The following is a 23454-nucleotide window of genomic DNA, read 5'->3' on the forward strand; positions in this document are numbered from 1 at the left end:
AATATTTTTACCTTTATTTTTCAGACGGGTACTGCATAAGGGAAAGAGACCTTCCGTCCAGAGGAAGGGCCTGGAAGCCTTCCATGGTCGAAAAAAAACACCGCCGCTGGCGGTGTTTTTTAATTGACGTTAACTCGCCATGTAAGCCTCGAGGGAGGATTACTGCAGCAGGCTACCGACCATGCTGCTGGTGCTGTTGGCCTGCTTCAGCATGGTGATACCGGTCTGCATCAGGACCTGCTGTTTGGTCATGTTGGACGCTTCAGTCGCGTAATCGGTATCCATGATGTTACCGATTGCCACGTCAGTGTTGTCTTTCATGTTGGTCAGGTTAGCTGCGGTGTCGTTCAGACGGTTGATAGAGGCACCCAGGCTGGACTGGATTTTGCTGATATCAGACTGAGCAGCGGCAATGTTGTCCATTGCAGTATGCGCACCACCGGAAGAGGTCAGTTCGGTACCACCGGAAGCGGTGTTGCTGGCCTGGTCAACGCTGAAAGATTTGCTGACTTGGTCCAGATCGTCAACCAACTGGCCCAACTGCGTGGAGATATCCACGGTGATGGTGTCAGAAGATTCCGCACCCACCTGGAAGGAGACTGCGCTCTGGAACAAACCACTTGCACCGGTGTTGCTGCCACTGGCAGTACCGAACAGGTTAGTACCGCCGTAAGTGGTGTTCTGCAGCATGTCGGACATCTGCTGACCCAGTTCGTCGTACTCGTCCTGCATTGCCTGCAGATCGTCGTCGCTGTAGGTTCCGTTCGCCGCCTGAGTGGAGAGGTCGTTCATACGACCCAGAACGTCATTCATTTCATCGAACATGCCGTCCGCAGTCTGCAGCATCGCGGTTGCATCGCTGATGTTGCGCTGTGCAACTGCATCACCATCAGACTGAGTCTGCAGGCGGTTTGCAATCTGCTTACCCGCAGCATCATCTGCAGAAGAGTTGATGCGGTTACCGGTAGCCAGACGCTCCATGGAAGTTGCCAGGGAAGCGTTAGATTTGTTGATTGCGTTAACTGCAGCCATAGAGGCAACGTTAGTATTGATCGATAACATGATACTGCTCCTTGTTAAAAATTACTTATTCATCATTTCGGTACTCCAGAAATGCGACAGGTTATTCATGAAACTTAATAAAGTTTTTTATTAAATTAGCAAATCACTGTTTTATAACAAAAACCAATTTAATTTATTATTCAAGAATAGTGCCAGACTGTATTTAATCGTCTTCACAACGGCATGTTGAGGTGAAATATTCATCGTTATTTATTTTTAAACAGGACTCTACCGTTAAATATAAGGCAGACGGTTAACCACCTGACGAAAATAATGGATAATAAATGTCCAGCATTGCCGGGAATCGTTCTCTGGCTGCGTAATAGATGTGTGAATGAATCTTCTGTGATGCCAACGTTATCTTCATTATTCCGACTTAACGCGAAGACCCTTCTGCTTGCCGCAGCGTTAATCCCCACGACGACGCTGGGTGCGAAAACATCGAAACACACCACAAGACTTTCCCGCAGCCATAAACATGTGGTTCATCATCACCCTGCGCCAGTCGATACCCTGAGCTACGCCGCGCGTCTGCGAATGCTGAACCGCGCCCGACTGCTGAATCACTATCGGGCAGACCATAAACACCCCACGTCGAAGGAAATCGCCGCATTGGTGACCTCCACCCGTGCCCAACGGGCTGAGAACCGCCGGCAGGTAAAAGCGCATCCGGAATGGTTCCGTGGCCCGTGGAAACTGGGTGACAGCCGCTGGGATGATGTGCAGGAAAGCGAAGGGTTTCTCAGCCACGACCATCTGCATAATATGACCGAGGTGGCTATCCACCGGATGGAAGTCCAGCTAGGTAAGCCGTACGTCTGGGGAGGAACAACGCCCGACACCGGGTTCGACTGTAGCGGGCTGGTGTTTTATGCCTATAACAAAGTGCTGGCAGACAAACTGCCCCGCACGGCTAACCAGATGTACCACTATCGGCGGGCGATAAAAATTGCCGGGGATGATTTACGTCGAGGGGATTTGCTGTTCTTCCATGTGCACAGCCACGGGGAATATGCCGATCATATGGGGGTCTATCTCGGTCACGGTCAGTTCATTCAGTCGCCGCGCACCGGCGAGGCCGTGCAGGTGAGTCAGTTGCAGGACGCCTTCTGGCAGCAACATTTCCTGGGTGCCAGACGTATTCTGACCAATAACACAGTGCTCTAAAGATTCAGCACCAGCAGAACAATGACCAGCAGGGTGGCAAACAGACTGACTAGCACCGCCGCCAGTAACCCTGCAGAGGCCTGTTCGGGCGACTCGGCGACGGCAGGAGGGAACGGATGCCATGTCGGCCCATTCCTTTCATCATTTTTATCGGCAATACTCCGGTCATCTGCCTGCTCTGCTGACACCTCCCTGCCCTGCTGTTTGTCACGCTTAGGCCACCAGAAGGCTTCCCCCTGAACATTGCCGTCCGCTTCCGCGGCCTGATGCCGCTGCTCTGTGGGTAAATTCGCAGGTAAATGCCGATCGTCCGACACCCATTTGAGCAGTCTATGGGTCAGAGAAAGCAGAGACGTTCCAGGTTTTTCTTCACTGGTTTGTTCCGTCATGGCAGAGAAGTGTCGGGTGCTCTCCGTCGGTGGCCGTGGCTTGCTATCCGCATACTGAAAACGGGCTGACATGATTTCCCGTTCTTCATCGACCACCAGCGCCGCCATTAAGCGGGCCGGCGATTCGAATAACCGCCCTGTGACGGGCAACGATGTTTTAATCCGTTCTTCAGCAACAACTTCAGGCAAGGGAATCGACGTCTCCGGGGTCTTATTGCGCAGCTTAGCGATGGGCTTCTGCGGCGTCAGCACCGGCACCTCTGGCCGCGAAGCCCGGGGAACGGCATTTTCAGCCGGGGAATCGGGCACGACGGGTAACGGTTCAGGATTCGTTTTTTGAGGAAGGATTAACGCTTCGGCAGGCGGGGCTATCGGGACAGACTGGGCAGGAATCTCCTGCGGCTGCCCTTCATCCTCGCTCTCAAGATAGGCAAGCGCGGCGTTCAATATCTCTTTTTTGACCAGCGGTGGGGTGGCAGGAGGCGCCGGGACTGCCGGGGCAGAAGCGGGATCCTCCCCTTCTGCCTGTGTGCTGTCTGTCTGAACACTGTCCAGCATCTCACCCAATGCCTGCGGCACCGCTGTGCTCAGATTGTGTAAGGTGAAGCGCAGCAAGGCGATTAGCTCAATGAACCAAGGATTTTAAGTTCAAGCTCATCCGGCACTTCGTTGTAGGACAGCACCTGCAATCCTGGGGCAAACAACCGCGCATAGCGCGCCAGCAGCGGTCGCAGAATCGGCGCCACCAGCAGCACTGGGTTACGCCCGGCCGCTTTCATCTGCTCTTTAATCTGCGGCATATTACTCTGGAACTGGCTGAGCATATTAGGATCGACTGAGACGCTGTCCAGTGCCACTTTCCCGCCCTGCTGAGCCTGATTCACCACACTGGTCAGCAAATTCTCCAGCTCATTATTGAGGGTGTAGACCGCGAGTTCTTTATCCCGTTGCAGACCGGAGGTAATGCTGCGACGCAGCGCCAGACGGACATCCGAGGCTAATAACAGCGGCTCTTTCGTCACCGCACTGCTGGCGACCAGCACCGTGGCGATGGTGACGATATCCCGGAGCGAAACGCCTTCCGTCAGCAGCAGTCGATACACTTTCAACAGCTGACTGTAGTTCAGGGCGGCATTCAGATCCTCTGCCAGCCGCGGCGCCATCGAGGTGAGGCGGTTATGCAACAGCGTAATATCATCATAGTTGAACAGATCCGGAATAAAGTTACGGACCACTTTATTGACATGGGTCGCGATGACACTGGCGCTGTCGACCACCTGATAGCCGAGATTCAGGGCCTTGGCTTTTTGTTCATTCTGGATCCAGGTGACAGGCATGCCGTATGCCGGGTCATGGCCCAGCGCGCCTTCAATTTCGCCATAGACTTCACTGGACGGCAACGCCATCAGCTTATTCGAGGGAATATTCCCCTCTTCAGCCATAATCCCATTGATAAAGATCGCATACTCCGTTGGCTTCAGGCGGAAGTTTTCCCGCACCCGAATTTCAGGGAGCAGCACGCCATTACTGTCAGATATCACCTGCCGAACCCCACGGATACGCTGGGTCAACGGATTGCCTTTCTCTTTATCAATCAATGACACCAGTTTGTAACCGAGACTGAGGCTGATCGGTTCGATAAGCGGAATGGTTTGCCAGCTGACCTGTTGCTCGGCCGTTTCGGTGATCGTTTTGGTCAGGGTTTCAAGATTCTGCGTATCCTCTTCTGCTTCCTGTGGACGTTTGCTCATGCGCCATGCGCCAAATGCCAGCAATCCCGTGAACATCAGGAATGGCAGATGCGGCATACCCGGAACAATGGCCATGATAAACATGATGCCTGCCGCGGTGTACAATACCGACGGCGTTGCCAGCAGTTGCTTACGCACTTCGCTGGCGATATCCCCGGCATCGCTGACACGCGTCACGATGATCGCGGCGGCCGTGGACAGCAGCAACGATGGGATCTGGGCGACGAGGCCGTCACCAATGGTCATCAGCACGTATTGCTGGAAGGCGGCTTCGGCACTCAGATCGTATTTGAAAATACCGATGCAGGTCCCGCCGATCAGGTTGATAGCCAGGATAAGCATCCCGGCTATCGCATCCCCGCGCACAAACTTCGAGGCACCGTCCATCGCACCATAGAAGTCTGCTTCACTGGCGACCTCTTTACGGCGCGTCTGGGCCTGGGTCTGATTGATGAGTCCGGCATTCAGATCGGCGTCAATTGCCATCTGTTTCCCAGGCATCGCATCGAGGGTGAAGCGCGCCGAGACCTCAGAAATACGCTCAGCCCCCTTGGTCACCACGATGAAGTTGATGATCATCAGAATGACAAACACCACAAAACCGACGACAAAGTTTCCGCCGATAACCACCTGACCGAAAGACTCGATCACCTTCCCGGCGGCTCCCGCGCCTTCATGGCCAAACAGCATGACCACACGGGTTGAAGCCACGTTAAGCGACAGGCGTAATAACGTGGTCACCAGCAACACGGTCGGGAACAGGCTAAATTCCAGTGGGCGCCTGGCGGAAATCGCAACCAGCAACACCATGACCGCAAGGACGATGTTGAAGGTGAACAGGATATCCAGCAATGCCGGCGGCAGTGGCAGGATAATCATCGCCAGGATCGAGAGCAATACCAGAGGTATCGCCAGATGTCCTTTGCTTAGATAGGTTAGTAATTGCTTACTTTTAGTCGTCATCCGTTTTCAGAACCTCTTTAGGGATGGAGATATAGCGATTGAGCTGCGGACGCTGCTGCGAACCTGAACGCCAGTTCTTTAATTGCAGGACATAGGTCAAAACGTGGGCAATGGCGCGATAGAGCTGAGACGGTATTTGCTGATTCACCTGGGTGGTGTAATAGACCGAACGGGCCAGCCGCGGAAATTCTACGATTTCAATGTCATGTTCACCCGCCACCTGGCGAATAAACAGCGCCACTTCTTCGGTACCTTTAGCGACCACGAACGGCGCCTGCGCACGATCCTGATCGTATTTTAACGCCACCGCAAAGTGCGTTGGGTTGGTGATCACCACATCGGCATTGGGCACCACTTTGCGGATCTGCCCCATCGCCATCTGACGCTGTAAGCGGCGAATACGGGCTTTAACCTCTGGCTTACCTTCCTGATTTTTATGTTCTTCTTTGACTTCCTGTTTGGTCATTTTCATTTTGTTGGTGAACATTTTCTTCGCCAACGGGACGTCGACGAGCGCGAAGAACACAAACAGGATCACGAAGTTGAGCATGATGCTGTGGTACATCGACAGGCCCTGGCTGACGGCCCGCTGGAATGACATATCCTGCAAGCGTAAGAAGGCCATGAAATTGTTACGCACACTCAGCCAAATCAGCACCAGGACGACCAGTGCCTTCAGCACCATTTTTCCGGTTTCCACCAGATGTTCAGCGGAGAAGAAGCGGCCGATGCCGGTAATAGGGTTAATTTTGCCGAAATCAGGCAGCAGCTTTTGCGGCAAAAGTACGAACCCGCCGGGTACCATCGAGGCCAGGATCGCCGCGGCCGGTATAGGGATCAGGGTGACGCTGAACTTGAGCATGATCAGCAGATTATGCTTAAGGAATTGCGCAATGATCCCGGGCTCGTTGATGTGCGTCCCGTACTGGTGGATGGTAATAAAACACTCGCGGATAAAACTGGCATACAGCGGGAACGAATTGCTGACCACAATGAAAGAAACCAGTAGCGTGGAGGCCAGGCCCATATCTTTCGAACGCGCAATTTGCCCATCCTGACGGGCCTTACGGAGTTTTTGCGCCGAGGGTTTCTCTGACTTTTCTTCGGTGCTGCTCTCAGCCATGCGCCACCTTCAGCTTATCGAGCTGATGCAGCACGTCGTTTACCAGCTGCATATAGTGGTCGGGCACGCTGTACATCAGGGCAGCAAAACAGACCAGTCCCGCCAGCATGTTGATCGGAAAACCGAGCGAATAGAGATTCAGAGAGGGAGAGATGCGGTTCAGCAGGCCGAAACACATTTGCACCACCAGCATGACAAAGGTGGTGGGTAACGCCAGCAGCATGGCGGACGATAACACCCAGGTGAACGCCATTGCCACCGACATCAGGGATTGGGGCGTCAGCGCATTGCCAATCGGCCAGTAGGTGAACCCTTTGTACAAAATGCTGACCAGCAACAGGTGCCCATCCATGATGAAAAACAGCAGGATGGCGAAAATATTGATGAACTCACCGAGCACCGCGACATTGGCCCCGCTGTTGGGATCATTCATGGTGGCCATGCTCATCCCCATGTTAAAGGAGAGGATCTGCCCGGCCATTTGTAAAATCTCAAATACCAGCTGCAACATCATGCCAAACAGCATGCCCCAGATGAACTGTTCCAGGGTCAGCAGCACGGTGGTGACCAGTTGATCGGGGACAGGATGCGGGATCATCGGGGTGATGATCACCGTCAGCGCACCTGACAGCATAATCCTCACGCGGATGGTGAACGCGTGGTTATTGAAGACAGGGCTGAACTGGAAGAAAGTCATGATGCGGACGAACGGAAACCACATCCCCAGGATCAGGTTTGTGAACGGTACGATGTCGGTGTGTGCCATCTTAATGCACCAGCACTGCCGCCTGAGTGAACAAATGCACACAAAGATCGTCGAGGGTGGTAATCATCCACTTGCCGGTAATGCCCAGTACCACCAGGGTGACAATCAAACGCGGCAGAAAGCTGAGCGTTTGTTCATTGATTTGCGTGACGGCCTGGAAAATACTGACACACAGGCCGACCAACAGGCTGGGAACCACCAGCACACAGACCAGCATGATAACCACTTTTATTCCGCTGCCGACAATGTCCGCCGCGACATCGACCGTTAACATGATGCCATTCCCATTGTTATCCCAGCCCAAGGCCGCGGATGCTGGAGGTGAGAGTGCCTACGGTCAGCGACCAGCCATCGATGAGGACGAACAGCATCAGTTTGAAAGGCAGTGAAACGATCAGCGGTGACAGCATCATCATCCCCATCGCCATCAATACGCTGGCAACAATCAGGTCAATCACCAGGAATGGGATGTAAATCATGAAGCCAATCTGGAATGCCGTTTTCAGCTCACTCAGGACATAGGCCGGTATGACAATGGTCAGGTCCTGCGCCGCCGGGTCGCCTTTCACGTCGGCGATCGTCATTATCTGCGCCATCGCCTTTTTATCGGTCTGCGCAAGCATGAAGCGCTTTAACGGCTTCGCCCCGGTCGCCAGCGCTTCAGAGAGCGTTATCTGATCGTTTTCAAACGGCACGACCGCGTGGTCGTAGATGTTGATCCCAATTGGGCGCATCACCAGCATGGTCAATGACAGCGCAATACCAATCAGAATGCGGTTTGGCGGGGATTGCTGTAACCCCATCGCCTGTCTTAACAGGGAGAGCACGATGATAAATCGCGTAAAGCAGGTCATCATCAGCACCAACGTCGGCAGTAAACCGACGAGGGTCATGAGAATAAGCACCTGCAGCTTGACGCTGTACTCCTGCGTGTCACCGTGATTTACGACACTCAACAACGAGATATCTCCCCCCTGCGCAAAGGCATGGGAGGAGATAAACATCAGCGTGAGTCCTGCCAGACAGACAATGAGAGAACGGGATTTCATGGCTTCAGATCATTGATTTCGCGAGAGTTGAATTCCAGTACGCGTAAACCATACTTCTCGTTCACCACCACCACTTCCGCTTTGCCCAGCAGGATATTGTTGACCTTGATATCCAGCGGTTCGCCCGCGAGCTTGTCCAGCTCAATCACGGTGTCGTCATCCATGTTCAGCAAATCCGCCAGCATCACTTCCACGGAAGAGACTTCCAGCGTCAGGGTAACCGGGATGCGCTTGAGCAGAGACATTGAATTCTTCTGCGTGGCTTCCGCCGCTGGGGTTGGGCTGCTTACTGCTTCAGCGGCAGTATCGTTGGTGTTGAGTTCAAAACCTTGTTCGAGTAAATCTTCATGCTCATTCATAGCTATTCTCTGACTTTGTTCCGGCAATATCCGACAGATAGAGTTTGTTTTTGTCCTCTACGAGGAGGGCGCTGAACAGTTCAGCCTTGCCAATGTTCACCGAATAGCGCTCAGGCAGGCCGATCGGCAAAATATCGCCAGGCTTGATGGTGGTCAGTTCTGCGACATTAAGCGAAATCTCAGCAATTTTTACCGTGAGGGTTAATGGCAGCGTATTAATCACCTCGCTCACCACAGCCTGCTTCTTCTCTTTACGCGCACGGGTATCCAGCTGCTCGCTGGAGTTACGAATATCCTGCTGACGTAAGGCATTCAGGACGAAATCGGTATGGGCATCATCAAGGAAGATGTAAAAGCAATTCCCTTCCGCACCATCCAGCGTAAAGGTGATTTTGTACGTCCACTGCGTTTGTACACCCATATTATCTGGGGCAATGGAGAGGGCTAATCCTGAACTGTCTTTGTCAAAAATCATCTCGAGAAGATCGCTCGCCAGACGATTTTTTAGCCGGATTTCTGTTTTGGTTGGGAGACCATGTTCCTCTGATGATTCAGATTCAAGATCCTCCTCAAGCCCATAGAAATTACCCAACAAGGTCAGCAGTAAAGGCCTGTCAATATCAAACGCAAGCTGCCCGACTTCGGAAGTAAAGAGTTCAGCGGTCTTATTGCTGACATCCATTTCACAATCAATGCGCTTCAGTGAGATATAAGAACGATGTTTTTTGAGGAAATAGTTGTTCAGTCGTGAATCGAGCGTATCAAATTTGCTGACAAAAATAGTCTGCAAACGATGGTAAGGACGACCGAGTCGGTTGCCTTCCAGTTTAAAGATGCCCGGTGTCTGACTGTACTTTAACATTGTACGCGTTCTCTGCATTTTTCTCTGTATAGCCCATTATCGGCATCAGTTTGCTGATGAAAACAATTTGCTTTCTTCAATAATAGAAAGGTGAATAGAGCCGCCGCGTCAACGGATAGTGGCACATAAAAAAACAGGACGTGCATTTAACCGTACACGCCTAAAAGTCGCAATGGCATTTTATTATTAATACATAAAATGAACGATTAATATGTTTGTTTGGCACGACTAAAAAGCCACACAAGACCAATGTAAGCAAATGCTTTTAAAGGATAATATTTTTTTGATGCATTAATGTAATCTTTGCCAATGGCACAATGTTAGTATCCACCCTCATTTTTTACCACGCTATATAACCCGACTATTGTCGCTGTACTCATGCTAATAAGAGAGGCATTTATGCTAGATATTATTGCCACTGACAATCGTACTCTGAACGTACTGACACTCGCAAAAAAAGTGGCAGTCTTTAACGTTCCCGTATTGATTCAGGGAGAGACAGGAACAGGGAAAGAATACATTGCAAAATATATTCACGCTAATGCCTTTGCGGAATGTCAGGATGCGCCGTATATCGGAGTGAACTGTGCTGCCATTCCGGAAAACATGTTAGAGTCGACCCTATTTGGTTATGAAAAGGGTGCCTTCACCGGGGCCACTCATACCGTGGCGGGTAAACTTGAATTAGCCAATAAAGGGACGTTATTACTCGATGAAATCGGTGAACTGCCCTTAGCACTTCAGGCAAAACTGCTGCGTGTATTACAAGAAAATAAAGTTGAGCGTCTGGGGGGACACCGCCAGATTGACCTTAACTTTCGCCTGATTGCCTGTACCAATAAAAACCTCGAAGCCGAAGTGGCGGCAGGCCGTTTTCGTGAAGACTTATTCTACCGTCTGAATGTGGTGCATATTGATGTGCCGCCCCTGCGTGAACGCCGGGAAGACATTATCCCGCTGGCGACTCACTTCATTCAGAAATACACCTCGATGCTTGGCCGAAACGTGAAGCTGTCTGAATCGGCGAAACGTTCCCTCGCCACCCACCAGTGGCCGGGCAATGTCCGCGAGCTGGAAAATGCCATTCAGCGCGGCATGATCATGAATCGCGACGGGGTAGTGTATCCCGATATGTTGGGGATCCCGCAAACGGCGCCTGTCAGCCACGCCGAACCCACGCTTTCCGAAACGTCCGTCATCGCTTCCTCTGCCGTGAGCACCGTAACCGCCGGTCAAGGCGATCTGCGTCTGCATGGCCGCTTTGCCCAGTACGAATACATCGCCGATTTGATGCGCACCTACCAGGGCAATAAATCAAAAATCGCCGATTTGCTAGGCATTACGCCGCGCGCCCTGCGCTACCGCCTGGCCTCCATGCGGAAATATGGCATCGAAATTTTCTCTTAAGTTGCACATTCACCTACAAGGACTGTTTTTTAAGGCATGCCATGAATACGTTAACCATTACTCCAGCAAGCACAATGCAGTCGCAGATGCTGCAAGACATGACCCAGATGAGGGCGGTAGCGGATGCTCCCGTCCTTCCTGCATCAAACGTCAGCCTCAGCGAAGGTGTTTCCTCCGTCGCCACGCCGTCTTTCAGCCACATCATGAGCGCCTCGCTGCATCGCGTTGACAGCTATGAACACACTGCGCAGGCACGTCAGACCGCCATTGATATGGGAAAAAGTGACGATCTTGCCGGGGCGATGATTGCCAGCCAGCAGGCATCGTTATCATTTTCCGCCCTTGTCCAGGTGCGCAATAAAGTCGCCTCTGGCATTAACGATCTGATGAGTATGTCCATTTAATCGCCATGAATCAGAATCTCCTCGAAAAAGCGCGTCAATGGCTGGCTGTTGTGATGGCTAAGCTGGACGGCAAAAAGCGTATCGCTCTGTTTGCCGCCGCAGCGGTTGCCGCGACAGCCATTATTTCCGCCATTCTCCTCGGTGGAAACTACGGGTATGTCGCCCTCTATGGCAGTCAACAGAATATCCCCGTCTCCGAGGTTATCTCGGTGCTGGATGAGAGCAAAGCAACCTACCGAATCGATCCCAGCAGCGGACAGATCCTCGTGCCTGAGGATGCGTTATCGCAGATTCGCATGACACTGGCAGCCAAAGGTGTGCAAGCGATCGCCCCTGAAGGCTACAAGCTGATGGATAAGGACGAGGTGCTGGGTGCCAGCCAGTTTGTGCAGAACATCCGCTATAAACGCAGCCTCGAAGGCGAGATGGCCAAGAGCATCATGTCTCTGGACGCAGTACAAACGGCGCGAGTTCATTTGGCGCTGAATGAAGACAGCTCTTTTGTTGTCAGTGAACAACCTAAAAACAGCGCGTCGGTAGTGGTTCGCCTGCATTATGGCAATACGCTGAGTCTGGATCAGGTCAATGCCATTATTCACCTCGTCTCCGGCAGCGTACCCGGTCTGCTCCCGTCTCAGGTCAGCGTGATTGACCAGACCGGCGCCCTGCTGTCGGATGGCGTCAGCGATGGCGAAGGCTCCCGGGCCGTCACCCGTAAAAACGACCAGGTCGTGAAAGATATTCAGACCAAGACCCGCGCGAGCATTGAAAACCTGCTCACCTCGCTGGTGGGTAAAGGCAATTTCCGTGTCAGCGTGATGCCTCAGGTTGATCTCAGCGCCATCGAGGAGACCCAGGAAAATTACGGCGATACGCCGAAAGTCAGCCGTGAAGAGAAAGCGGAAGATAAGAATACTGATCAGTTGGCCATCGGCATTCCAGGCTCGCTGAGCAACCGTCCGCCCATGGCGACCACTCCCCCGCAACAAGGGAGTCGCCAGCCTGCCCAATTGTCACAGCATACGGAAAATAAGAGTGATTACGCTTACGACCGTAACGTGAAGCATATCAAGCATCCAGGCTTTACCGTCACCCGTCTTAACGTGGCAGTGGTCCTGAACCGAAACGCGACTTTTGTTAAAAACTGGCACGCACCGCAGATTCAGCAGGTCACGACCATGCTGAATACCGCAGCCGGCATCGACAGCCAGCGTGGCGACACCCTGACCCTGGAGATGATGAGCTTCGTTCCGCCTTCAGAGAGTGATTATCCGAAGCTGCCATGGTGGCAGGATGGCGACATCCTCAACTGGGCACGTCTGATCGGCTATGGCCTGCTGGCCCTGTTACTGCTGCTGTTCGTCGTCCGTCCGATGATGAAGCGTATGACCGTCGCCCGTGACGAGCGCAAAGCGCTGGCTGCGGCTGAGACGGCTAATCAGGCAGCACTGCAACTTGATGAGAAATCAGACACCCGGAATGCCGCGGCCCAGGTGCGTGAATTCGAACTGCCAAGCCTGCCAGTGGATGAACCTCTCCCGTCGCCAAGCTCTGGGCTTGAAGCAAAACTGGAATACCTGCAGAAACTGGCGATTGAAGATACCGATCGCGTAGCGGAAGTCATCAGACAGTGGATTACAAGTAATGAGCGAATTGAAAACAAGTAAAAACAACCTGTTAGAGCAATCTGCAATCTTGTTACTCTGCCTGGGTGAAGAAGCCGCGGCGACGGTGATGAGCAAACTGACCCGTGAAGAAGTCGTGCGCCTGAGTGAGCATATGGCGCGTCTTTCCGGCGTGAAAATTACCCAGGCTCGGCGGGTCATCAATAACTTCTTCGATGAGTTCAGCGAACAGAGTGGCATCAATGGCGCCTCACGCGCCATGTTGCAGGGGATCCTCAACAAAGCCCTCGGCAGCGAGATAGCCAGCGGTGTCATCAATGGCATTTACGGGGATGAAATTCGCTCCCGTATGGCACGCCTGCAGTGGGTTGAACCGCGCCAGCTGGCGTTGCTGATCGGCGAAGAGCACCTCCAGCTCCAGGCCGTGTTCCTGGCCTTCCTGACCCCGGATATTGCCGCAGAAGTCCTGCTGTATATGACGGAGTCAGTGCGTAATGAAATCCTCTATCGCGTCGCCAAACTGAATGACGTCAATCGCGAAGTGATTGATGAACTCGACCGCTTAATCGAGCGCGGCCTGGCCGTACTTTCTGAGCATGGCTCCAAGGTGAAAGGCATCAAGCAGGCCGCAGATATCGTGAACCGTATCCAGGACGACCAGCAGGTCATTCTGGAGCAGCTGGCCGAACGCGATGGCGAGATCCTTGTCCAGCTGCAGGATGAGATGTATGACTTCTTCATCCTTGGCCGTCAGAGTGAAGATGTACGCCGTAAGCTGCTGGAAGAGATCCCGATCGAAGAGTGGGCTGTGGCGCTGAAAGGCACCGAAGCCCCGCTACGCCGCTCCATTTATGCTGCTATGCCGCGCCGCCAGGTGCAGCAGCTGGAAAGCATTACCGCCCGTCTTGGGCCAGTGCCCATCAGCCGTATTGAGCAGATCCGCCGCGAAATCATGTCCGTGGCGCGTGAACTGGAAGAAGCGGGCGAAATTCAACTGCAGCTGTTCGCAGAACGGACTGAGGAGTAAGCGATATGGCATTAGACACATTGCGCGGCCGCTTCCGTCAGTACCGCTTCCCGCCACTGGATGGCGAAACGGCCCAGCCGCAACCGCAGGATGAGGAGCAGCAGCATCTGGCTCTGGTGGCAGAACACCAGCTTCAGCTTAAGGAAGGCTACCAGGAAGGCTTTAAGCGTGGCCTGGAAGAAGGCCAGAAAGAGGGCCAGGAGCAGGGTCTGCGCCAGGGTACCGAGCAGGGATTCAACGAAGGGATGCGTAAAGGCTATACCGATGGCAGCCTGTCGGCACAGAAAGAGGGCCAGCAGCAATTTGCCCTCGCCGCTAAACCGCTCGACGGCATCGCCCATCAGGTGAATGACTATCTGGGGACTATCCAGCGCAAGCAGCGCGACGATTTGTTGCAGCTGGTTGAAAAGGTCACCCGTCAGGTCATCCGCTGCGAGCTGGCGTTACAGCCCACGCAGTTACTCTCCATCATCGAAGAGGCGCTCTCTGCCCTGCCGTCAGTACCGGAATCGTTGCAGGTAATGCTCAGCAGCGAAGAGTTTGAGCGCATTCAGAATGTGGCCCCGGAAAAGGTCAGCGAATGGGGATTAACCCCTTCTACGACCTTACAGTCTGGCGAATGCCGAATTGTGACTGACACCTCAGAGCTGGATGTCGGCTGCGAACACCGTCTTGAGCAGTGCATGAAAGCGATTAAAGAAACGCTGTCCCCGGAGCAGAAGGATGCATGATTTGCCGGGGGTAGCGGACGCATTACGTTCCATTGACGCTATCCCGCTGGTGCGTCAGTCGGGCCGTCTGGTGCGCGTCAGTGGCATTCTGCTCGAAAGTATCGGTTGCCAGCTGGCCACCGGTCAGCTGTGTCGCATCGAAGGGGCCGAGGGCGAAGTCATTGAAGCGCAGGCAGTGGGCTTTGACCGCGAAGTCACCTACCTGATGCCTTTCAAGTTGCCGGTCGGCCTGATGGCCGGCGCCCGTGTTTTCCCCCTCGATAAAGCCCGTGACGTGATGATCGGCGACAGCTGGCTCGGGCGCATTGTCAATGGCGTGGGTGAACCGATGGACGGCAAAGGCCGTCTCGGGGGGACGGAACTGCTCCCGGCCCAACCGCCTGCGGTTAATCCCCTCACCCGTCAGCCGGTCAGCGAACCGCTGGACGTCGGTGTGCGTGCCATCAATGGATTGCTGACGATTGGCAAAGGCCAACGCGTCGGCCTGATGGCAGGCAGCGGCGTGGGTAAAAGCGTGCTGCTGGGCATGATCACTCGCCAGACCGAAGCGCAAGTCGTGGTGGTCGGATTGATTGGCGAACGTGGCCGTGAAGTGAAAGAGTTTATCGATCACTCGCTCGGCCCTGAAAGCCTGGCAAAATCGATTGTGGTGGCCGCGCCCGCCGATGAATCGCCACTCATGCGTCTGAAAGCCACCGAACTGTGTCACTCCATCGCCGCCTGGTTTCGCGACCAGGGCAAAGATGTGTTGTTGCTGATCGACTCCCTGACCCGTTATGCGATGGCGCAGAGGGAAATCGCCCTCTCGTTGGGTGAGCCGCCGGCCACTAAAGGCTATCCGCCGTCGGCGTTTGGCATGATCCCACGTCTGGTCGAAAGTGCCGGTAACAGCGAAAGCAGTGGGTCAATGACCGCTATCTACACCGTGCTGGCGGAAGGTGACGATCAGCAGGACCCGATCGTCGACTGCGCCCGTGCAGTGCTGGATGGTCACATTGTGCTCACCCGTAAGCTGGCCGAGTCCGGGCACTATCCGGCGATTGATATCGGTCAGTCGATCAGCCGCTGTATGAATCAGGTGACGCCCCGCGAACACCAACTGTCGGCCCGCCAGTTTAAGCAAAACTACGCCAGCTACATGGAAATTAAGCCGTTGATCCCGCTCGGCGGGTATGTCGCCGGTTCCGATGCGACGGTTGATAAAGCCGTGAAGAACTACCCGGCTATTGAACGATTCCTGCGCCAGGATGTGAGCGAACCCGCCGCACTCGCCAGCGTTCAGCAAAGTTTGCAATCCCTCTTCCCTGTCGGGAAAAACGCTAAGGCTAAGACGGCATGAATCAGATGATTGACACCCTCAGGCAACTGCAAAAGCTGCGCGATAAATCGGTACAAGATTTCACCGTTCAGCTCGCCCGGCAGAAGCAGATAGGGGTTGGATTTGAAAACAATATCCGCTCACTGACGATGTTGCTGCAAAAAACGGCCCCTGCCTCCTCAGAGGTGCAGTGTCCGGAAGAGCTGAAAAATATTAATGCCTATAAAGGCAGTCTGCGCCGGGTTCTGGCCTGGCAGGAACAGGAAAAATCACTCGCCCAACTGAAAGAAGATCGTATCCAGAAAGATCTCATCAGCGCAGCCTGTCAGGAAAAAGTGGTCAGCATGACCCTCGACACCCAACGTGAGCATCTGGTACAGGAAGCGAATGTCCGCCAACAAAAGGTGCTGGACGATATGGCCGGCCAGTGTTGGTTACGCCAGCGGGGAGTGAAGTAACGTCATGAAAACCGTGATTACCTTTGGCACGTTTGATCTGTTTCACATCGGGCATCTGAACATTCTGATCCGGGCGCGCCAACTAGGCAATCGACTGGTGGTGGGCGTCTCCTCGGATGCGCTTAATATCCATAAGAAAGGCCGTGCACCGGTATACGATCAGCACGACAGAATGCATATTCTGGAAGAACTTAAGTGCGTCGATGAGGTGTTTCTTGAAGAATCATTGGAGCGCAAAAGCGACTATATCCGAAACTTCAACGCCGATGTGCTGGTGATGGGGGATGACTGGGCTGGCAGCTTCGATAGTCTGTCCTGCCTTTGCGAAGTGATGTACCTGCCACGAACCCCGTCAATATCCACCACGTCGGTTCTGGAAATAGTCAAAAGACAGAAATAGATCGCCCAGAAAATATTTAAATTTAAACTCACGTAACATCCAAAATTAATTTACCTGGCTCCCCACACCGATAATTCCGGGCATTGACAGTCAATACCTGGAAATACCTCCCCTGCCCGCAACATCATGTTACATGTGCACGTCTCCTGAATTATTGTCATCAAAATTACTTTCCTATAAATTCCCTCCACTAATGGACTACTGGCCCTTTGCGCCAAGAACGGAAGCCACAATTCCGGTAAGAACGTATATCTCTGCGCACTTAACGTAAGTGATCGCTTGTTTACTTTTAAATTGGGCCTGCGTTCTGCAGGTAATAGTCAACGATGATTATCATTAACAACTGGAAGATGGATGCTTCCCGCTGTACGCTGGCTCATCAAGGAACGGGAGAAACGTTACGACTGGGCGAATTTCATTTTCTGTTACTTGAAATTCTCATTACGTACCCTGACACCGTATTATCCCGTGAATTTCTGATTGCCGAAGTCTGGAAAAATCGCGTGGTCGGCAGTAATAGTCTCCCAACGGCAATCCATGCCTTGCGTCTGGCATTAGGTGATGACAGCAAACAGAAAGAAATAATACAAACCATACCCAAGAAGGGGTATTTTCTTAATAGCGAATTCATCTCTTATGCGGAAAACGAGAGCCTATCTCAGCCCGTGCCAAATGACGTTGACCTGCTCATAAATGACAATCAAGAGCGCACGTTACCAGAGACAGAGGCCGTGCCTGAAGCCCCGGCCCGCCCGTTAAAAAGCAACAGATTCTCGCTGCGGGGACGCCTAGGGATGTTGCTGGCAATCGTCGTTATGACGGCTACGCTGGGGACTCTCCTTTGGTCGTCCTCCCGTCAGCAGGAAAATAAAGCTGAAGGTACTCAACTGAAATATGTTGAATTCCCTGATGTAACACATATTAAAATTGGCTACCTGTATGAACCCGATACCGATGATACAGGTTCATCCGCGATAGAAAAAAATTGGCATCCTCTCGCCGTAAATCTGGATACGTTATTGGCGAAAAAAAATTCCAGCATGAAGATATATGTTTATCCTTCAATGGATAAACTGAGTCTTGATTTAAGCCTGACCAATCACTGTCATCAAACCTGGCAGGTGATGCTGAGCATTGATAACTGGCAGCATGATATGGATAAACTCAATAACATTATTACTAAGCACGCCAGGAGGACGTTACATGAAATGCCAACATGTGAATAAGGTCTGCGCGTTGTTATTGACCCTGTTACTTGCTGTCCTGATTTTCTCAGGACAATCCATCGCCGGGAATAAAATAGAACACACTGATCTGGTCCATTATGACATGAAGAGTGGTGAGGAGAGTATTTACACGGTTGAGGTGAACGAGTCCCATGATCAGATCAATGCGCTGTTCGCCGAGGTTAGTCCGACCCTAAAATCGTATTCAGAGTTTCACTTTTCGCCGTGTCTTAAGAAAAACCGTCCCGACAGCGTGAAGGGAACGTATCATCTGGATTCGGTAAAGGTTGAGCCGTCCGACGCGCATATGAAGCAGATAGCCTCGTTTTTGCAGTTACAGAACTTAGGTGTTCAGCTCACCGAACTGGCGCCGGGGGAAGATCTGCTACTGATGAAACAAAACAGCATGCTGATCACCCTCAACACCACGGATACCCTCGATATGCTGGCGACCTGCAAGCCACATTCCAAATCAAGATAATAAGTTTCTGACCGTCAGACTGGACAGGCTTGCCTGACCGTTCATCGCTTCTGCCAGGGTCTGATAGTTATGGCTCGCCCGATTGAGCATTTTCGCCAGCGCCTGCGACGCCTGTTCCGCATTCTGGCTCTGCGAGTAACGGGCCATCCCGTCAATCATCTGCCGCGCTTTTTCCTGCTGTGTCGCCAGCTGTTCCCGCGATTGCCCAATACTTTCCAGCGTTTGCTGTAACGTGCTACTCAAACGTGCGCCAGGAGTTTTAAGCGCCTTGAGCAGATTGTCCGTCTGCGTCGGGAGCAAGGTGGTGGTGATGGCCGTGGTGCTGCCGGCGGCAAAACGTTTTCCTCCCCCAATCGCCGACAGCGACTCCTGCAACTGTGCCCAGTTATCTTCGCGCGTGGAGAAATGTGCCTCACCTTTGTCGATGTGGCTCTGGATACCGACCCGGCGCAACGCATTATTCATCGTCGCCCGATACTGACGGGGATCCATCTCTTCATCAACATGCACGGCGGCCAGCAGCTGCTCTTTGTCTTTACTGGCGCTAAACAAGAGCGATTCTTCACCCTGCTGTTGCATCGCGTGACTGATTTGCGGTGCAAGGAAATTGACCCGGGCTTCTCCCTGCAAAACAGGGCGCAATTGGTTATCGACCGTGCCCGCAGAGAGCTGGGAACGTTTCTCCAGCAGTGACTCTAACGCCTGCTTTTGCGTCTTCGCGGCTTCCCCTCCCCGGCGGGATTGATGACGATAGTCCAGCAACTGTTGTTCCAGTTTGCCTAAATAGCTGTCGGCCTCCTGCAAACAGGTAAGCTGGTCGTTAAGCTGAACGCTGTAGCGTTGCGGGCGGGCGCTAATCAACGGCGACGCAGGGTAATCCGTGTTCGCCATCGCGGTCTTCATATTGGTGGGGACAATCTGACTCGCGGGCTGTTGCTTGATGACGCTGCTGCCTAAGGCATCAGCGCTGGAGAGTGAAGAGGTATTAAGACTAACCTGCATGGTGTTTCCGCTCATGGCATCGGCAACACGCGGCTGCCGACAGTTCAAGATTAAATAACGCTGAACAGATTGAGTTCGCTCACTTTAGAGTACGTTTTCATGGTGGCTTCCATCGCCATTTCGAGACCGCTAAAAGTGATGGACGCCGGACCGTAGTCCAGATCACCCAGTTGACCAATCAACGCATCGTTGGTCATGGAGACCGTGCTCTGCGCGTCGTTAAGCATCGAGATGGTGTTTTGCGTTTCGCCCAACGTACCGATAGCAGTGCTGAGAGAGTTCGACACCTGATCCAGCTCGTCGATGGTGCTTTGAATATCGCTCTGCAATTGCGGATCGCTCGGGTCAAGATTCGGGTCCTGCATCTCCTGCGACAGATCGTTCAGATCGTTCAGCAGATCAAGATTTGGCCCGAAAATTTCACCGACGGAGACGTTGGTATCTACTTCAACGCCATTGGAGACAGTCGCGGTACGGTGCTCGGTATTGCCCTGATACACATAGGTATCCGCCGTACCGTCGCCGTCAGTGTCCTGTTCTACAATCGGCGGTTTATCGTTGATGGTGCCGCCAAAGATGTAGTGGCCATCCCCATCCTGATAGTTCAGCGCATTAACCATTGCATCCGTCAACGAGCCAATTTCCTGCCCGATACTGGCCAGAGACTCGCCAGAGTTAGTGCCATTGGAGGCCTGAAGCAGATCGTCACGAATGGAGAGCAAATCGTTGTTTACCCCGTCCAGCACCGATTCCTGCTGGCTCAGACTGGCAGAGACCGCTTCGATATTGCCCTGATACTGCTCAATGGAAGCCTGCTGACGGTTTAACTGGGTGATACGGGTGGACGCAATCGGATCGTCCGACGGTAACAGGATACGTTTCCCGGTCGCCATCTGCGTCATGACGTGCGAAAGCTGTTCGGACATTTGGCTGAAACTGTTGTTCATGGTCACATAGGACTGCTGGGTACTGACTCGCATGATTCTCCCTCCGGGTTAGCTGGTCATCTGCAGGACGGAGTCAAAAAGATCTGCGCCTGTAGAGATAACCTTCAGATTGGCCTGATAAATCTGGGTATAGGTGATCAGATTTACCGCTTCTTCGTCCATGCTGACGCCGCTGACGCTGCTGCGCTGGTTTTGCGCTTCGGTGTAGACGTTGGCAGAGGCTTCGGCTTCGGTCTGGTTCTGACGGCTGTAGATCCCGATGTTACTGATAATCGCGGAACAGGCGTTGCCGACAGTCACTGAGCCAATATTGGCAATATCCAGTGGATCATTCGCGATACCAATCAGGGCTTGCAGGTTGTCGCCATTACCACTCTCATCCGGCGAGCTGGAGAAGGCCAGCTGATCGGGAGTGATATCCGGGTTCACCAGCAAAGGACCGTTCGGATCGGCGGGGTCATAAATAAACAACGGGACACCGGGATCGCCATTCAGGTCATAGCCCTGTGCCAGCTGATCGTTGACTGCCGTAGTGAACTGCTCGGCAATGCTGTTGGTGGTCTCCGTCAACGGATCCAGCACGTCACTTTGATAGTCAAAGAGCGCGCCCAGCGAGCCGCCAGTATCCATGCTCATATCATACGTGGTGCCAGCGAACGTCAGGGTCATCGCCTGAGAGCCGTCGTCGTTGTTGTCCAGCTCAAGCGAAGCAGCATCGGTCCCGCTGACCAGCGGCTGACCATTTTTCAGGTAAACGTTGTAGTTACCTTTATCATCGACGTTAACCTGTACATCCACCATCCCGCTTAAATCTTCCACCATTTGATCGCGTTCGTCATACAGGGCGGAGGCATCCTGCCCTGTGGCTTCGGCCTGGGCAATTTGCTGGTTATAGCTGGCAATCCCGGAGGTGAGGGTGTTGATTTGCGACACCATCGCCTCTTCCTGACTCACCAACTGGCTGCTCTGTGAGTCGATGTAAGACGCGGTGTTATCAAAGCGCATGGCCAGCGCCGCCGATTCACTCAGCACCTGTTCACGCAGCGCCATATCATCCGGGCTGGAAGAGGCCGCGCTGAGGGCAGCGAAGAAGTTATCAAAGCCTGTACTCAGGCTGCTGCTGTCGTCGCTGAGAACCGATTCCAGCTGAGTCAGATAGGTTTGCTGGGTGCTGTAATAGCCATTATCACTGGCGGCGTTCCACACCTGGCTTACCAGGTACTGGTCGGAGACGCGGCGAATACTGTCCACCTGCACCCCATTACCTGGGCTGTTCGCCGAGCCTGAGCTGGCGCCCATCGCACTAATCTCGACCACCTGGCGGGTGTAGCCCGGGGTCATGGCATTCGCGGTGTTCATCGCCGTCGTGTTCAGCTCAATCTGAGCTGCCGATGACCCGCTATACCCAATGTTAATCATATCCATCAGCGTTTCCTTACTGGCTCAGGGCCGGTAAATTCTTTCAATTGTTTGACCTGTTAAGCGGCGCAAACACCGCATAACTTAAGCCGTGACCGCACTTTCTTATTTCTGATGACGAGGAGAGAGCTGCTTAACAAGCATTTCCGCAATGCCAATTCCCTGCTGTTGTGACAGCAGGTTGCTTAGGGTGTCGTCGTAGAACCCCTGCATAGTGCGGACTGAATCGCTGTTAAACGGGTCATCCTTCGAATCAAAAAGTTCGTTGGTCTTACGCATCTCTTTCAACATGTTGCGCAGAAAGATGGCTTCAAACTGCTGTGCAGCTTTATGCAGGTCGTTAGCCTTGATTTTTGGCGCCATCAACGGGTCGCCACCCTCAAGGCCTTTGGTCACAGCCGGTAAAATCTTGTCCATCAGATGACCTCCAGATCGGCATCCAGCGCACCGGCTTCATGCAGCGCCTGCAAAATAGACATCACATCGTCTGGCGAGGCGCCAAGCCCGTTGAGCGCGCTGACCAACGTGCGCAGGCTGGTGGATTCCGGCAGCGTAATCATTTGCGAATGCGGGCGATTCACCGACACATTGCTTTGTGCGGCGTTCACGGTCCGGCCATTAGCAAAGGCATTTGGCTGGCTGACATTACGACTTTCACTGATAGAAACGGTCAGGCTGCCATGGCTGACTGCGGCCGCATGCAGACGCACGCCGTCGCCCATCACCACGGTACCGGTCCGGGAGTTGAAGACCACGCGCGCCCGGACGCGCTCGGCGTTGACCTGAACATCGTCGAGGCGAGACATAAACGCCACGCGCTGTCCGGGATCGGTAGGGGCCAGCACAGAGACGCTGGTTGCGCTTTTGGCTGACGCCACGCCGCCGCCAAAGCTACTGTTGATAGCCATGGCGATACTGTTGGCATCTTTAAAGGAGGGACGCTTCAGGTTGAGGGTGACGGAGTCGCCCATATTGAAATCGCTCGGGATTTCACGCTCGACCGTCGCGCCATTGGGGATAAGCCCCGCGGTTGGCGTATTGACGGTCACGCTGGAACCGCTGTTTCCGGCCGCATTCATGCCGCCGACCACCACGCTGCCCTGGGCCAGCGCGTACACTTCGCCATCGGCGCCGTGCAGCTGCGTCAGCAGCAGCGTGCCGCCGCGCAGGCTTTTGGCATCGCCAATCGAGGAGACGGTGATATCAATTTTCTGACCGCGCGAATACATTGGCGGCAGAGACGCACTGACCGCCACCGCGGCCACGTTTTTCACCTTCGGGTCAATTTTCCCCGGCAGCTGGACACCAAACTGACGCAGCATATTGGTGAGGGTCTGATTGGTGAATTTCACCTGGTTTCGGTCACCCGTGCCATCCAGGCCGACGACCAGGCTATAACCCACCAGCTGGTTATCACGGATACCTTCCACGCTGACCAGAGATTCAAGACTCTGCGCGGAAGCGATCGCTGGCATCAGCAGGCAGCTTGCTGCCACGGCACTGAGGATCCCTTTCATC

The 23454-nt window shown here is 53.4% G+C and carries 25 protein-coding genes; 11 read left to right on the forward strand and 14 right to left on the reverse strand.

What is annotated here, in order from left to right:
• Positions 1-159: 159 nt before the first annotated feature.
• A complete protein-coding gene (gene lafA / locus MUU51_RS20320) occupies positions 160-1062 on the reverse strand; it encodes a lateral flagellin LafA (protein WP_258968472.1) in 903 nt (300 codons plus the stop codon).
• A gap of 348 nt (positions 1063-1410) precedes the next feature.
• On the opposite strand from lafA, the gene MUU51_RS20325 reads away from it, so the two are divergent.
• Complete coding sequence (locus tag MUU51_RS20325; RefSeq protein ID WP_258968473.1) at positions 1411-2229, forward strand: C40 family peptidase; 819 nt, start codon at positions 1411-1413, stop codon at positions 2227-2229.
• Here the strand turns inward: MUU51_RS20325 and MUU51_RS20330 are convergent.
• From MUU51_RS20330 to MUU51_RS20365, 8 genes are read right to left on the reverse strand one after another with little or no spacing between them, the layout of a single operon-like run.
• Entirely contained in the window at positions 2226-3233 is a 1008-nt protein-coding gene (locus MUU51_RS20330) for a hypothetical protein (RefSeq protein ID WP_258968474.1), read from the reverse strand. The genes MUU51_RS20325 and MUU51_RS20330 overlap by 4 nt on opposite strands.
• Positions 3234-3238: 5 nt before the next feature.
• Positions 3239-5332: a flagellar biosynthesis protein FlhA gene (locus MUU51_RS20335; protein WP_159773081.1), complete on the reverse strand. Its 2094-nt coding sequence runs from the start codon at positions 5330-5332 to the stop codon at positions 3239-3241.
• The gene (gene flhB / locus MUU51_RS20340) at positions 5322-6455 is read right to left on the reverse strand and encodes a flagellar type III secretion system protein FlhB (protein ID WP_159773078.1); all 1134 of its coding nucleotides are present in this window, start codon (positions 6453-6455) and stop codon (positions 5322-5324) included. The genes MUU51_RS20335 and flhB overlap by 11 nt, the downstream gene beginning before the upstream one ends.
• Positions 6448-7221: a flagellar biosynthetic protein FliR gene (fliR, locus tag MUU51_RS20345; RefSeq protein ID WP_159773075.1), complete on the reverse strand. Its 774-nt coding sequence runs from the start codon at positions 7219-7221 to the stop codon at positions 6448-6450. The genes flhB and fliR overlap by 8 nt, the downstream gene beginning before the upstream one ends.
• 1 nt (position 7222) lies before the next feature.
• Positions 7223-7495: a flagellar biosynthetic protein FliQ gene (locus tag MUU51_RS20350; protein WP_159754879.1), complete on the reverse strand. Its 273-nt coding sequence runs from the start codon at positions 7493-7495 to the stop codon at positions 7223-7225.
• 16 nt (positions 7496-7511) lie between these two features.
• On the reverse strand, positions 7512-8225 hold the full coding sequence (gene fliP / locus MUU51_RS20355) for a flagellar type III secretion system pore protein FliP (protein WP_374684535.1): 714 nt from the start codon (positions 8223-8225) through the stop codon (positions 7512-7514).
• A 41-nt stretch (positions 8226-8266) separates the two neighbouring features.
• Entirely contained in the window at positions 8267-8629 is a 363-nt protein-coding gene (locus tag MUU51_RS20360) for a FliM/FliN family flagellar motor switch protein (RefSeq protein ID WP_159773051.1), read from the reverse strand.
• Positions 8622-9491 carry a FliM/FliN family flagellar motor switch protein gene (locus tag MUU51_RS20365; RefSeq protein WP_159773048.1) on the reverse strand — a complete coding sequence of 290 codons (870 nt, stop codon included), beginning with the start codon at positions 9489-9491 and terminating at the stop codon, positions 8622-8624. Before MUU51_RS20365 ends, MUU51_RS20360 begins: the two co-directional genes overlap by 8 nt.
• Before the next feature lie 399 nt (positions 9492-9890).
• Here MUU51_RS20365 and MUU51_RS20370 point away from each other — a divergent pair, with 399 nt between their 5' ends.
• The 10 genes from MUU51_RS20370 to MUU51_RS20415 all read left to right on the forward strand — a co-directional run bounded on the left by MUU51_RS20370 (position 9891) and on the right by MUU51_RS20415 (position 18568).
• A complete protein-coding gene (locus tag MUU51_RS20370; protein ID WP_159773045.1) occupies positions 9891-10898 on the forward strand; it encodes a sigma-54 interaction domain-containing protein in 1008 nt (335 codons plus the stop codon).
• 41 nt (positions 10899-10939) lie between these two features.
• Entirely contained in the window at positions 10940-11302 is a 363-nt protein-coding gene (fliE, locus tag MUU51_RS20375) for a flagellar hook-basal body complex protein FliE (protein ID WP_159773042.1), read from the forward strand.
• Positions 11303-11307: 5 nt separating this feature from the next.
• Positions 11308-12969, forward strand: coding sequence for a flagellar basal-body MS-ring/collar protein FliF (gene fliF, locus MUU51_RS20380; RefSeq protein WP_374684796.1), 1662 nt, complete (start codon positions 11308-11310; stop codon positions 12967-12969).
• Positions 12947-13954 carry a FliG C-terminal domain-containing protein gene (locus tag MUU51_RS20385; protein WP_159773036.1) on the forward strand — a complete coding sequence of 336 codons (1008 nt, stop codon included), beginning with the start codon at positions 12947-12949 and terminating at the stop codon, positions 13952-13954. Before fliF ends, MUU51_RS20385 begins: the two co-directional genes overlap by 23 nt.
• A 5-nt stretch (positions 13955-13959) precedes the next feature.
• On the forward strand, positions 13960-14685 hold the full coding sequence (fliH, locus tag MUU51_RS20390; protein ID WP_159773033.1) for a flagellar assembly protein FliH: 726 nt from the start codon (positions 13960-13962) through the stop codon (positions 14683-14685).
• Positions 14678-16024: a flagellar protein export ATPase FliI gene (gene fliI, locus MUU51_RS20395; protein ID WP_258968475.1), complete on the forward strand. Its 1347-nt coding sequence runs from the start codon at positions 14678-14680 to the stop codon at positions 16022-16024. Before fliH ends, fliI begins: the two co-directional genes overlap by 8 nt.
• The gene (locus MUU51_RS20400) at positions 16021-16461 is read left to right on the forward strand and encodes a flagellar FliJ family protein (RefSeq protein WP_258968476.1); all 441 of its coding nucleotides are present in this window, start codon (positions 16021-16023) and stop codon (positions 16459-16461) included. Before fliI ends, MUU51_RS20400 begins: the two co-directional genes overlap by 4 nt.
• Before the next feature lie 4 nt (positions 16462-16465).
• Entirely contained in the window at positions 16466-16861 is a 396-nt protein-coding gene (locus MUU51_RS20405; RefSeq protein WP_159773024.1) for an FAD synthase family protein, read from the forward strand.
• A 326-nt stretch (positions 16862-17187) separates the two neighbouring features.
• A complete protein-coding gene (locus MUU51_RS20410; protein WP_159773021.1) occupies positions 17188-18087 on the forward strand; it encodes a transcriptional regulator in 900 nt (299 codons plus the stop codon).
• Positions 18065-18568, forward strand: coding sequence for a hypothetical protein (locus MUU51_RS20415; protein WP_159773018.1), 504 nt, complete (start codon positions 18065-18067; stop codon positions 18566-18568). Before MUU51_RS20410 ends, MUU51_RS20415 begins: the two co-directional genes overlap by 23 nt.
• On the opposite strand, the gene MUU51_RS20420 is transcribed toward MUU51_RS20415, so the two are convergent.
• From MUU51_RS20420 to MUU51_RS20440, 5 genes are all read right to left on the reverse strand, one after another.
• Positions 18560-19570: a flagellar hook-associated protein gene (locus tag MUU51_RS20420; RefSeq protein ID WP_159773015.1), complete on the reverse strand. Its 1011-nt coding sequence runs from the start codon at positions 19568-19570 to the stop codon at positions 18560-18562. The genes MUU51_RS20415 and MUU51_RS20420 overlap by 9 nt on opposite strands.
• A 50-nt stretch (positions 19571-19620) precedes the next feature.
• A complete protein-coding gene (gene flgL / locus MUU51_RS20425; protein WP_159773012.1) occupies positions 19621-20550 on the reverse strand; it encodes a flagellar hook-associated protein FlgL in 930 nt (309 codons plus the stop codon).
• 15 nt (positions 20551-20565) lie between these two features.
• Positions 20566-21942 (reverse strand): flagellar hook-associated protein FlgK, encoded by a 1377-nt coding sequence (flgK, locus tag MUU51_RS20430; protein ID WP_159773009.1) that lies wholly within the window; start codon positions 21940-21942, stop codon positions 20566-20568.
• A 99-nt stretch (positions 21943-22041) separates the two neighbouring features.
• Positions 22042-22353 (reverse strand): rod-binding protein, encoded by a 312-nt coding sequence (locus MUU51_RS20435; protein WP_159773006.1) that lies wholly within the window; start codon positions 22351-22353, stop codon positions 22042-22044.
• Positions 22353-23453 carry a flagellar basal body P-ring protein FlgI gene (locus tag MUU51_RS20440; RefSeq protein WP_374684577.1) on the reverse strand — a complete coding sequence of 367 codons (1101 nt, stop codon included), beginning with the start codon at positions 23451-23453 and terminating at the stop codon, positions 22353-22355. The genes MUU51_RS20435 and MUU51_RS20440 overlap by 1 nt, the downstream gene beginning before the upstream one ends.
• Position 23454 lies beyond the last annotated feature (1 nt).

The sequence above is a fragment of the Scandinavium manionii genome (assembly GCF_024764775.1).
Classification (GTDB): Bacteria; Pseudomonadota; Gammaproteobacteria; order Enterobacterales; family Enterobacteriaceae; genus Scandinavium; species Scandinavium manionii.